The 12,958-nt window shown below is 40.8% G+C and carries 10 protein-coding genes; all 10 read right to left on the reverse strand.

What is annotated here, in order from left to right; all coding sequences use genetic code 11:
* Nucleotides 1–174 precede the first annotated feature (174 nt).
* The 10 genes from AOR04_RS19385 to AOR04_RS19430 all read right to left on the reverse strand — a co-directional run bounded on the left by AOR04_RS19385 (nt 175) and on the right by AOR04_RS19430 (nt 12,791).
* Nucleotides 175–1,137 carry a hypothetical protein gene (locus tag AOR04_RS19385; RefSeq protein WP_232525569.1) on the reverse strand — a complete coding sequence of 321 codons (963 nt, stop codon included), beginning with the start codon at nt 1,135–1,137 and terminating at the stop codon, nt 175–177.
* Nucleotides 1,138–1,171: 34 nt separating this feature from the next.
* Entirely contained in the window at nt 1,172–1,879 is a 708-nt protein-coding gene (locus AOR04_RS19390; protein WP_007377199.1) for a hypothetical protein, read from the reverse strand.
* 278 nt (nt 1,880–2,157) lie between these two features.
* Nucleotides 2,158–2,946 carry a sterol desaturase family protein gene (locus tag AOR04_RS19395; protein ID WP_096794384.1) on the reverse strand — a complete coding sequence of 263 codons (789 nt, stop codon included), beginning with the start codon at nt 2,944–2,946 and terminating at the stop codon, nt 2,158–2,160.
* The gene (locus AOR04_RS19400) at nt 2,939–3,619 is read right to left on the reverse strand and encodes a CDP-alcohol phosphatidyltransferase family protein (RefSeq protein WP_007377201.1); all 681 of its coding nucleotides are present in this window, start codon (nt 3,617–3,619) and stop codon (nt 2,939–2,941) included. The genes AOR04_RS19395 and AOR04_RS19400 overlap by 8 nt, the downstream gene beginning before the upstream one ends.
* 44 nt (nt 3,620–3,663) lie before the next feature.
* Nucleotides 3,664–4,302, reverse strand: a complete 639-nt coding sequence (locus AOR04_RS19405; protein ID WP_096794385.1) for an ATP-binding cassette domain-containing protein — start codon at nt 4,300–4,302, stop codon at nt 3,664–3,666.
* Nucleotides 4,303–4,373: 71 nt separating this feature from the next.
* Complete coding sequence (locus AOR04_RS19410; RefSeq protein ID WP_096794386.1) at nt 4,374–6,128, reverse strand: ABC transporter permease; 1,755 nt, start codon at nt 6,126–6,128, stop codon at nt 4,374–4,376.
* Entirely contained in the window at nt 6,125–7,459 is a 1,335-nt protein-coding gene (locus tag AOR04_RS19415) for an ABC transporter substrate-binding protein (RefSeq protein ID WP_096794387.1), read from the reverse strand. Before AOR04_RS19415 ends, AOR04_RS19410 begins: the two co-directional genes overlap by 4 nt.
* The gene (locus tag AOR04_RS19420; RefSeq protein WP_033032238.1) at nt 7,446–8,264 is read right to left on the reverse strand and encodes a DUF547 domain-containing protein; all 819 of its coding nucleotides are present in this window, start codon (nt 8,262–8,264) and stop codon (nt 7,446–7,448) included. Before AOR04_RS19420 ends, AOR04_RS19415 begins: the two co-directional genes overlap by 14 nt.
* Nucleotides 8,265–8,266: 2 nt before the next feature.
* A complete protein-coding gene (locus AOR04_RS19425; protein WP_096794388.1) occupies nt 8,267–10,420 on the reverse strand; it encodes an FAD-dependent oxidoreductase in 2,154 nt (717 codons plus the stop codon).
* A gap of 10 nt (nt 10,421–10,430) precedes the next feature.
* On the reverse strand, nt 10,431–12,791 hold the full coding sequence (locus AOR04_RS19430; RefSeq protein WP_096794389.1) for a TonB-dependent receptor: 2,361 nt from the start codon (nt 12,789–12,791) through the stop codon (nt 10,431–10,433).
* Nucleotides 12,792–12,958 lie beyond the last annotated feature (167 nt).

Below are 12,958 nucleotides of genomic sequence, written 5' to 3' on the forward strand. Positions count from 1 at the left end.
GCTTTGTTTTTCGTGCTGTAAGCGCTTACATTTTTAACTTGTGTTTTGTAAGCGCTTACAAATGATATTGCGGAGTGACGAATTGGTCAACTTATTTGTCTAATTTATTTACAATTAGTTTACGGTAAGACCTATGCAAAAAATCTAATTAACTTGAACTGAGATTAATGAATATCATTGTTGGTTAACCCAAGGCCCACTATAAACCTTGTTTTTATCGCTATAACACTGCAAAGCTTTTCTTTTTACTGCACTGGGCTCTTCTCTAGACAATACTCTTGTTATAGACAGCGCTTGCAGAGCTAAAGTTGTATTGTTCAGAGCTTGTTTACTAGAAGCGCCAACCCACATTATTGTTTCCTCACTCCCTTGAATAAGCACTTCAATACGTTGTGGCTGGCCCTCAAAATCGGCGCGTTGAATAAGGTAGTCTTTGTTTTTAGTAATACTTCCTACACTGGTGATATTAAATAGTGGAGTTTGAGTAGGGTTTAGTATATAAATTATGACCTGATGGTGCTGAATTTGTAAAACAACTGACTGGGAAATTTTATTTTCTAATGTTAGGTGATACCAACCTCTATTAATAAGGCCAAGATAGTGTTGGTATTTTTCAACTATATATCGTTTTCCGCCTGTAACAATATGTCGAATAGGTAGATTCGGGCTAGGAGATTCTATTGCTGTACTGAGTAAAAAACACTCTATTTGTCCACCGTTACCACTGGTAATCGACAGCGAAATTGTCGATGTATCGTTACCTGAAACTAGAATTAGTGATGCATCGCCTTGTTTGTTTTCTGAGCCTGGAATTGTCATTTTTTTTGGTGCTTGCTGATTACTCCAATTTACATCTAGGAAAACATTTCTGTCATTTTTGGACGTATTGTATATAAGTACACAGTAAATACGTTTAGGAAACAAAGACGTACAGGTTATAGTTTGTCCTTCACAGAGATCTACTCTTTCTCCTATACTCCAGCTATTTGAATTTTCTGGGTTACTTATTGCCTTGCTATAAAAAGAGGGAATGAGGGTAGATGTAAATAAGCTTAAGGAAAGTTTAATAAACTTTCTTCGCGCTTTAAGTTTTTGATTACTTTGTAATGGTTCAGGAGAAGATGTTTTAAATTTCATATTATTCATCGACTCCTGTTACATTAAAGCTAACTTAAATGTATTGAGCAACTATGGTTGAGTCAGACGAATTTTGCTGACTATCAGCATTCATCCATACTTTTTGCTGACCATTACCTTGGCCTTGGTAAGTGATCGTTTGTGGTTGCCCTTGTGGTTTAACAACTTCATAGCTTGAACCTTCAGCTACAGTACCTGTAGGTACGATTATATTACTTGGGTCGCCCACAGGGTTATTTATAAATACTTTTGCATGGTTCTCTGAAAACTGAACAGAGATAAATTGAGTTTGTGGACTATTCAGCGTCAACTGATACCAACGTGACTCCGGTACTGCGTAGTATCTAGCGCGTTTATTAAATTGTTGCAGCTCACCATTGAATGGTAATTGCATGTTTTCGATGCCTGATGTATTGGTTGGCATACCAACACTACCGATCCATGCATCAATTTTTGCACCACTTTGATGGCTCACAATCGACACATTAGCGGTTTGTGTATCGTTTCCTGAAATAAGGGCTAAAGCCGCTAGACCATTATTTCCTGTTGTTCCTGGGACATTGACAGTCTTAGGGGGGTGGCCGTTACCTATATTTACGGTCACTGGGATATTTTGGTCTTCCCCTGAAGCATTATATAAAAATACAGCGTAAAGCTGTCCTGCCTTTAGGTTTTCGCACTGCGCTGTATCGCCACCTGTAAGTTGAATAGAACGTCCGTCATTCCAAGTAATTGTACTCATAGCTCTTATCTCCAATATAATAAATTAAAGTTCTAAGTACCAAAGTGAGCAATCGTTGCTCAATACATCAGGTTCGATAAGAGTAGTTCTATTTAGCAATAATAATTATTACACTTTATTACACTTGTTTAAGAAAGCTGGATTTTAATATTTTATTGTAATAATAAAATATGAGTATTGTTATTATTTGTCTATTTATTCAACAGTGTGTTTATAAAGTCGTTTAATTCAATTGTAGAGTGCAATCGTTTATTTAGTGAACATCAAGTTAAGCTCACTTATTTTTTAAATGGCATGATCAATAAGCCCCACAACGAGGCATTTTGCTTTTGGCTTGGGTATTCTTTTAAGCCAATATTTATATCTGCGTCGGCTTTTTTTGCTTTATCTTTGTAGCTACCAAATAATTTATCCCACCAAATTACACTAAAACCATAGTTTGAGTTAGTTTCACTAACCACTTGGCTATGGTGAATACGATGCAATATTTGCGTCATTAGTATTAAGCGCAGCGGCTTTTCAATGGCATTAGGTAGGCGTATATTTGCATGATTAAATAATGCTAAACCATTAAGTGCTATTTCAAATATAAGTACCGCAATGGCAGGTACGCCAAGAGCAGTTACTGCAATGAGTTTTATAAGTATGCTCAGTACAATTTCGATAGGGTGAAAGCGCAAGCCCGTACTTGTATCAACATGCGCATCGGCGTGGTGTACACGGTGCAAGCGCCATAAAATAGGCACTTGATGAAATAATCTATGCTGCCAATAAATTAATATATCGAGTAAAAGTATGCTCAATATAATAATTAAACTGCTTGGTAGGGCTATTTGATTAAATAAGCCAATGCCGTGCTCTTGATTGTAAAGTGCCACGGCGGTTAACCCAATAGGGACCACTAAGCGCGCAATAACTGATGAAGCAAACACTAACCCAAAATTAGCAAACCAACGTGTACTGCTTTTAATAGGTGCTTGGCGAGCAGGCTTTTGCCATTCAAGCAGCATCATTATAATTAAAATGCTAAAAAAGCAGCCGAGTCGCCACCATACTTCATTAGTCATTTATTACCTCAGAATTTGCACTGCTAGGCACGTTTTCAGCTGCTTTGTTAGCATCGGCTTCTTGTTGCTTAAGCGTGTGATAACCGCCATGTATACGGGTAAAAATAGTTATGCCACACGCAATAGCAAAAATGCTCGCCATAACTGCAAAGTGCTGCGGCCAAATACAAAATGCAATAAATAGCGCTATTGTTTCAGTGCCTTCGGTTAAGCCGTTTAAGTAGTAAAAGCTTTTGTATTTAAATTGCGGTTTTTCGAGTTTAAATTTTTCGGCGGCAATCGCAAAAGCTAAAAAGCTGGAGCCCGTACCAATAAAAGTGGCAAGTAATAACGATCCCGCTATCGCGTTTTGCTCAGGGTTTGCCAAAATAAAGCCAAGCGGAATAGCCGCGTAAAATAAAAAGTCGAGTGTGATATCTAAAAAGCCCCCCGCGCTTGAACTTTGGTTTGCATAGCGTGCTAATGCGCCATCAAGTCCATCTAAAATGCGATTTAAAGCAATAGCAACTAATGCGCCGTACCACATTTCAAACGCCAGTAATGGCACGGCTAATAAGCCTACTAAAAAGCCTACCACAGTGAGCTGATCGGCGGTTATGCCGCGTTTATGCATAAGCATAACCACAGGTGTTAAAAGTGGCTTAATTACAGGGGTGATAAATTTGTCTAGCATGTTTGTTGCCTTATGCATTTAAAACTATTCATTAAAGTCATGTATTAAAGTGCGCTACTTAAAGTAATGAGTTTGCCATTTGCAGCGTCGGCATCGCTATGATCATGAGTAACCATAATTGCTGGTAGCTTATGATCGCGTATTTGGCTAAACACGAGTTCGCGTGTATCAACACGCAGTTGGGTGTCGAGTTTGCTAAAGGGTTCGTCGAGTAAAATGGCTTTAGGTTCGCTCAGCAGCATACGTAATAATGCAACACGGGCTTGTTGCCCACCTGAGAGGTTGTCGGGGTGACGATTACCCATGTCTTTAAGGCCGACTTTCTCAAGTGCGTGTGCTATTTTTTCAAGGCGTTGTTTTTTATTACCTTTGGGCATTGCAAAGGCAATGTTACCAGCAACAGTTAAATGCGAAAACAATAAAGCGTCTTGATAAAGCACTCCAATATGGCGCAAGTGTGGAGGGGTATTATCGATATTTTGACCATTAAGCCACACCTCACCATTGGCCTTAAAGCTACTTGGTAAAGTACCCGTAAGCCAATTTAATAAGCTTGATTTCCCACTGCCTGATGGGCCCATAATAGTCAGAATTTCACCGCCATTAACTTGCTCGTTTAAGCTAAGTAACAGCTCATTTTGGCGATAAAGCTGACAATTTTTAATCTGTAATGATGACTGCATTAAAAAACCTTAACCCTGATAGTGTTAAACATGGGAGCTTTAAATATGTGCCCGTTTAAACTCGCGTACTTTTAAACACGTGCACTTTTGAAAAAATATTTAGGTAAACCCCATGCCAGTATGAATCCAATAAGTGGCAACGCCATTTGCATAATAGCGTACACGGCACTGGTGCGTCTGCTTGCGCCATTGGCAAGCGTAACAGCTTCGGTTGTTATTGTGGCTATGCGCCCGCCGCCAGCTAAAAGCGTGGGGAGGTATTGTCCAAAACTAATTGCTAAGCCCAGCGCGGCTGCAATTAAAATAGGGGCAAACAACTGAGGTAGTTTTACTTTAAAAAACACCTTGCATGGCGCTGCGCCTAGGCTTGCTGCAACATGAGCAAAACGAGGATCTAAGCGCCTATAACTGCTCGCAAGTGACAAAAACACATAAGGCAACACAAACAGTAAATGCGTAAGTACCACATTAAAAAATGCGGCTTGGTTATTTACCAATTGTTGTATCCATACTAGCCCAAACAAAAAGGCAATACTGGGTACTAATAACGGTAAGTAAATAATTAAACTGGTAAAACGAGAAATCGGTTTGTCACTCAATTGCTCTGATTCTAAACACAATAGAGTAAGAATAATGGCAAATAATGTGGTTACTAAACCGATTGCTAGGGTATTAAAAAGCGGGCTGCTCATTTGCATTAGCGCACTTTTAAAATGCAGTAGTGTAAATTGCTCAGGCATTGCATCTGGAAAACGCCAAAAACCTGCAACCGACCACATAACTAAACCAATAAGCGACAACAGTATAAAGCTAATTACTAATGTGGTGAGTACGACCGTTATTTTTTGCCAATAAAATCCGCCGTATTCGCGCACTCCATTAGTGAGGGAGTCGCTAAATAGCACTTTTACGGCCTTTTCTGCGCCAAGCCAAAGCGCTAACAACCCGCCTGTAACAGCCAGCTGTAATAAAGCACCTGCTGAGGCTTTAATGCGCAGGTTTAAATCAACATCGTTAAACCAATGCATTATTGCAACGGCCAACGTGGGTGGTGTATTTGGGCCTAAAATGAGTGGCATTTCTACACTGGCACTTGCATAGGCAAGCACGGCTAAAAGGGGCAAACGTAGCAGCGGATAAAGGCTTGGCAGTATTACTTTAAAAAAAGCGGTCATTGGGCAATAACCCAAGTTAAGCGCAACCTTATGTTGTTGGCGTAATTTTTTGCCAAGCTCAGGTTGAGCAAGTACGCCCAGTGCCATTAGTAATAAAAAGGGAAGCTCTTTGAGTGTTAAGCCTAAAATAATACTAATACCGAACGAATCATGCGGAAACATGCCGTTTGGCGCAAGTTCCCAGCCGCTTAACCAAGGCGACGCTAAGCGTGAAATCATACCTGAAGGGGCAATTAAAAACCCCACCGCAATAGCCGCTGCGGCATGAGGTATAACTAATATAGGGCTCAATAAACGCTGAATTCGGTTAAGCCACGGGCTATTAAAAAACGCAGCTAAAATCATTAAGGTAATGATAAATGCAAGCAGAGTACTTATTAAGCCCGTTGCAACGCTTAAGGTAACCATTTGGGTAAGGCCGGGTGTTTGCCAAAGGGCATGAAAACCTTGCAAGCTAAGCGTTGTTTGCTCAAGTACGGGCGCATAACCAAAGGCAGGCAGCAATACGCTAATTAAGCCACCAAGTACGGGTAGTATAAGTAAAGCGAGTAAAAATCGCGGGCTAAATTTTACAATGCGCGTAAACATATCGGTGCTGCACTGCGTTGTTGCTTTGGTATTTACTGGTACACTTTTTGAAATAACGCTCATTGGCTTACTCCATAACGGGTTTGCCAACCTTGCATAATGGCGTTTACCCAGCTTGGATGAGGTTCGCTCAATGTGCGTTTAATACTGTTTAAAGGCAGTGCACTTGGATGCGGTTTAGCCGTTTTAAATAAGGCTTGTTGTTCAGGCGTTAACGTTGATTGAATAAGTACGCTTTTATCGCCCCATATATGCGCTTTTTGCTTTTCAGCTTGCGCTTCAGGGCTGAGTAAAAAATTAGCCACTAATTGCGCACTTTGCTGGTGGCTTGCATTGTAAGGGATTGCCACAAAATGGGTATTACTTAAACTGCCATCACTCATTGCATAGCTGCGAATGCTGTTTGGTAAATCATAGCGTTTTACAGCTGCGGGTACTTCAGGTGCTGAAAAAGTAAAGGCTAAACTCAGCTCTGTATCGTCCACAAGGCGGCGCATTTGAGCACCACTTTGCATAAAATGAGTGCCACCACGCCAAAGCGTTGGGTGTAGTTTATCTAAAAAGTCCCACAGTGGGTTTAACACTTGTGTTGTATTTTTAGTTGTAGCTGGTTGGTTTAGCTGCGCTTTAATATTTTCGCTGCTTTGCTGATGCAGTACAACTAAGGCGTATTTTAAAAAGCTCATACCTAAAAAGTCAGGTGGCTTTGGGTAACTAAAGCGACCAGGGTTTTGTGCGCTCCAGTTTAATAATTCGTTTAATGTCGTCGGCAATTTATTGTTTGCCTTACCATTTATTGCAATGCTGTCGTAATAAAACGTAAGTGACGCTTGCCCCCATGGCGCTTCCATCCCATTGGTAGGTAAACCAAAATCAAAGGTTACAGCAGGGTTATTAGCAGCATCGGTTAATGCAAAGTAGGGGAGTTTACTCGCCCATTGCTTTAAAAGCAGAGAGTGCTCACTCATGGTGGCAAAGTTAGCCCCGTTGATCCACATTAAATCTACGCTGCCTTGGCTGTTGTTGTTTGCTGATTTTTCGGCGAGTACACGGCTTACCGCTTCGCTGGTGTCGCTTAGTTTTACATGCACTAAGTTAATGTTGTACTTAGTTTTAACTTGCTGGGCTGCCCATTGAATATAAGCATTTATTTGTGCGTCGCCGCCCCATGCATAAAAGTATACATCTTGATTACTACCAAGTGCTTGAACTTGTTGCCATCGAGATTGCTGCTGTGTGTGTATTACCAAATCACTTTTATTATTTGCAGTAATAACGGTATTAGCAAACACAGCGCTCGAAAAAACAGCTGAATTTGCGATTGTACAAACGTAAAACGCGACACAGCAAAAGCTGTATCGCGCCTGTGTTTGCCAAAACTTAATGGCGAACATTTAAATCCCAGTTGTAGTCTAAAAATTTAACTTCCATGTCATCATTTTTAAGTGCTTTTTGCTGAGCTGGTATCAGTTTAAGTGCATCGCTGTATTGCAAGAAAAACTGCTGTAGCGTGTTTGCACCTCGAAAGCCTTTTTCAAAGTCATCGCCGTACCACTTAAATATTGAAGAGAGGCTTAGCGTATTTTCTTGAGCCATATTACGTGTCATATCTGATAAAAAACGCACCGTTTGCTCTTGCAATTGGCTCTCTAAATCAGTGGCTGTATACGCTTCTTCTCGAAGTGCAGGGCAACCAATACTCGCGCAATTTACTGCAAAGTGAATGCGTGGGTCGTTGTATTTCCCGCTGCCACGTATTAAACCATGCTCTATATCATCAAGGCTGCGAGTTTTGCCAAGTAAAGGAATAAACTCTTTACTCCACGGTGAGCTAAAAAAACTCCCTAACTCTTTGATTGATTTAAGATCTGGATACTTAGTCAATATAAGTTCAACAGTCCATGCGTTATATGCATTGATTAAAAAAGCGAGTTGCTTAGGCTTTTCCCATGCGTCGAATTCGCTTTGCGTTACAGCCGTTAACGAATCTAAATACGTTTTTAGCTGTGCATGCTCACGTTTTATGGCAGCGTAATCAACCTCAGTACTGTGATTATGGTTAATGGCGACAACATGCTTATTTAACAATGCATTCCAGCTATCGTGCATGCTCTGGGCTTGGGCCGAAAATGACGCTGCAAACGATGTTACAACTAAAGCCGAACCAAGTAGTAATGCTTTTAAAGGTGTTTTAAACATAATTAACCTCGACGCCAAGTGTGGTATTTTTCAAGCAAGTTAAGCACTTTTTCAGGTGCATGAGCGCGTTTCCACTCACCTGCTGCGTATTTATTACCTTCAGCCCAAGTAGGGTAGCTGTGGATAGTACCGAGTATTTTGTTAAGGCCTAAACCGTGTTTCATTGCCAGTACAAACTCAGCAATTAAATCGCCAGCGTGTTCAGATACAACAGTAACGCCCAATATTTTGTCTTTGCCTTTTGGTGTAATCACTTTAATAAAGCCTTTTGTAGCGCTGTCGGTAATTGCACGGTCTAGCTCTTCAAATTCAAAGCGAGTAATTTCGTAATCTATGCCTTTGTCTTTTGCGTCTTGTTCGTTTAAACCAACACGTGCTACTTCTGGGTCAATAAACGTAGTCCACGGAATAACACGGTAATCTACTTTAAACTTTTTAAGGTGACCAAATAAGCCATTTACCGCAGCGTACCAACCCTGATGGGCTGCCACATGTGTAAATTGGTATGGACCTACAATATCACCCGCTGCAAAAATATTTGGATACAGTGTTTCTAGATATTCGTTAGTTACTACTGTGCGGTTTGTTTCAATGCCAAGCTCTTCAAGGCCATAACCTTTAAGGCGCGCACTTCGACCAACGGCACATAGTAGCTCATCGTATTCAATATCTATTTCTTTGTCGTTATGTTTAACAACAATATATTTTTTACCATCGCGAGCTTCACAACGTAATGCCTGATGCGATGTTAAAATATTAACGCCGCTTTCGGTTAACGCTTCGTGAGCAAAAGTAGACACTTCAAGATCTTCTTTGATCATGATGCGCTCCGCCATTTCAATTTGCGTAACACTTGAACCTAAACGTGCAAAGCTTTGTGCTAATTCGCTACCAATTGGGCCACCACCAAGTACTACAAGTTTTTTAGGGGCTTCATCTAGCTCTGCAAATTTATTCCACAATGTATCGCTTGTTACATAGCCTGTTTCTTCAATACCAGGTAGTGGCGGTACAAATGGGCGTGCGCCAGTTGCAATAACAATGGTGCGTGCAGTTAATGTTTGCGTGCCGCCATCGTTAAGTTTAATTTCTACAGTCCATGGGTCGATTAATTTACCGTAACCTTTTACTACATCTACGCCTAGATTGGTGTAACGCTCAACACTGTCGTGTGGTGCTACATCTGCAATTACTTTATGTACACGTGCCATTACTTTTTTGAACGAAAACTGTGGAGTTGTGTTTTCTAAGCCATATTTTTCACCGTGGCGAATTTGCTCTGCAATTTTAGCGCTTTTAATAACGGCTTTACTTGGAACGCAACCGTAGTTTAAACAGTCGCCGCCCATTTCGCCCGCTTCAATAAGGGTTACTTTTGCTTTAACAGCGGCAGCAATATAACTTGTTACTAAACCACCTGCGCCTGCGCCAATAACAATCATGTTACGGTCGAATTTTTTAGGTTTAGTGTAGTTTTTGTATACGCGACGTTTTTTAAACACGTTTAAAATTCCTTTAGCAATGAATGGAAAAATACCCAATAAAGCGAATGATAAGATTAAGTTGAATGATAAAATTCCAGATAAGCTCTCTATTTGCGCCAGTTGCGTACCTGCATTAACAAATACAAACGTACCGGCTAGCATACCTGCTTGGCTTACCCAGTAATAAGTCCATGACTTTATTGAGGTAACACCCATTAGTAAATTGATTAAAAAGAACGGAAACACCGGCACTAAACGAAGAGTAAATAAGTAAAATCCACCTTCTTTTTCAACGCCAGCATCAATTGCGGCTAAGCGCTCAGGAAAACGTTGTTTAATAGTGTCGCGTAGTAAGTAACGCGATACTAAAAAAGCAAGTGTTGCGCCAATAGTTGAGGCAAAAGATGCAACCAATAAGCCTTCAACTAAGCCAAACAATGCACCTGCGGCAAGTGTTAAAATAGCGGCGCCTGGTAACGAGAGAGCAGTTACTACTACGTACAGTAAAAAGAACCCACCAATAACGAGTAACGGTGACTGCTCTTTGTAATCGCTAAACTGATCCATCGATCCTTTTAAGCCATCAAGCGTAAGTAGTTGGTGTAAGTCAAAATGAAAGAACAGACCGACGGCGGCCGCTGCAATCAATAATAGAAATATTTTTTTAATCATGTTCTCTCTCTTAAAAACTATGCGTAAGGGTTAACTTGGCGTTTATTGGCAACTCAGGAAAAGCTAAAGTTGCACCAAAGTAACCGCCTTCAAATACGGGGCGCCAGTTTTTTTGATTTGTGACGTTATTTACATCTAAACGTAATTTAGTACTAGGCGTAAAAGCATAGCTAGTATTTACGTTTAATGTGTACTGATCACGAATTTTTACCGTCGCTAAAAAGTCCAATGGGTAACTCTTTGTATATAGACCTGAAAAACCCGTTTGCCATTTCGAATTAATTGAATAATTTCCGTTAAAACTGAACGATTGCTCAGGAATGCCTTGAACTTGGCGATTAGAGCGTGCAAATGGTGTAAAGCTTGGGGCACCAACACCGGTGCCTGCGATAATATCTGGACGTGAGTTGTCAAATGCATCTGCTACTTGCGCTGAATCTTGACTGCTTGCAGAGTTGTCGTAGCGAGCATCAATATAGCTGTAGCCGGCACTTAACCAATAAGGGTAAGCATCATAGAATACTTGGCTTTCAAAGCCGGTAGTACGAATGCCGGTATTACTACCATCGCGATTACGTAAACTACGACGTTGGCTAAACACTGCACCATCGGCGTACCAATCACTGTCGGTTGGTGCGTATTTCAAACCAAATTCAACTAAGGTATTTTCGGTTGAAAAGTTTTGTGCGCTAATCGTGTTGTCACCACCAAGAGACGTACCGCCAGCCATACTATTTGATGTGGCTTCGTTGTAACTTGCTGCACCATAAGTGGTGTAATCACCGTTTAATCGGTAATTAAAGCTTATTTGCCCCGAATGTAGCTTATCGTTAATGCTATCGCTCGCTGCAATTTCACCCTCTGGTGCTATTGGGTCGTGCGCGTCTACGTCATAAAAATCAATGCGGTAGCCAACACTTGTATGAAACTTATCTGTCCAATCTGAATCTTGCTGAATAGCAAAACCCGTTTGCCATGAGCGCGAATCGGTAGTGTCTGATAAGTTAAAGTCGCCGCTGCCATCGTTATTAATATCGTACTGACCACCAGGGGATACAAATACACCTGGACTAATTTCAATTAAACGCGCTTGTTGTGCATCAGTTAAAGGAATGCGGCGATTTGAAATTGGGCCAGTTAAATCAATAGGTAGGTCGGCTTCTGTTGTAAATTGGCTGTAGCCTAGCACGCGGTTGTAACGCACATCAAAAGCAAAAATTGTTTGCTGTTCGTTGCTCCATTGGTAAGTCAGTTCGGTACGGTTCTGCGCGGTATCGGCACCATCTAAAATTTCAACAAAGCTATTTTGTGCAATTTCTTCGCGTTGTAAGTGCTGAAAATACGTAATGTTTTTTATTGATGCGTTGCTAGAAAGTTCACGCTTATAAATACTGTGTAGTAAATAAGTAGTGGCTTCGTTTTGATTGTCAGGGTCGGTAAGTACTGTACTACGGTCTATTTTTACTTGCCCAGTAGGTGAAACAATAGAACCTGCCGCTGGAACTGTACTGCCATTTACTTGCACGCCTTGGCCGGTAATATAAAGGCCATTATCTATTAGCGCTTGAGTAGGGCGGTTAATACCTGCGTTATCGGTAAATTCAACTTGGTATAACTCAAAGTTAATATCCCAGCTGCTCTTGTCATCAGGTAACACCCTAAGTGCTGCAAATAGGCTGCCGCTTTTCGTGCCCGAAAAGTCGTAGTAACTGCCGTTATCAATGTGTTCAGCGCTTACTCTAAAACCTACTTTGTCTTTTACTATAGGTGCACTGTAATCAACTAAAACGCTGTACTGATCCCATCGTCCTGCCGATACCGTTGCTTTGCCTTTACTGTCGTCAGCTGATGCTTTTTTAGAATGTAAGTTTACAAAACCACCGTTGCGTTGGCTTGAACCAAATAATACCGGTGGCGCGCCTTTTACTACATCTATTTGTTCTATAGAGTTGAACGATAACGGCACGCCAAAGCCATTATTACCTGCTTGGCGGCGTGTACCATCTTGGAAAAGCTCACCTAGTTGCCCACGAATAGTAGGTAAACTTGGTGCCCCAAAACCACTGGCTGAATAGGTATTAGGGCTTACTGCAAGTACGTCTTGTAAAGTCGTAATATTGAGTTGTTCTATTAACTCGCTTGAAATTGGTGTTACTGATCGGGCTATATCTCGTAGAGCTAAGTTGTCGCCAAAAGGGCCGTCTACAGTGGCATTTTTAACCGAAAGACCTTGAGATCTAATAACTTGGCCTGCCACCTCAATACGCTCAATTGCGCCTTCTTTTGCTGTTTTTGATTCTTCGGCTGCAAAAGCATTAAGTGGTGTATTTAATATGGTGGCTAGGGAAAGTGCTAAATATGCGTGTTTCAAACGTTTTCTCTCTACGGTTAAAATGTTGTTGGCGATAAAGACCGAAAGGATTAAAAATAACTTTCAGTAAAATTTTGATTCTTTTTGTTTTTTAGAACATAACAAAACAGATGCATTATAAAGATGGTAATTAAGTAGTATTGTTTTATTAGTTGATAAAATATTAA

This window comes from Pseudoalteromonas sp. 1_2015MBL_MicDiv (assembly GCF_002407505.1).
Classification (GTDB): Bacteria; Pseudomonadota; Gammaproteobacteria; order Enterobacterales; family Alteromonadaceae; genus Pseudoalteromonas; species Pseudoalteromonas fuliginea.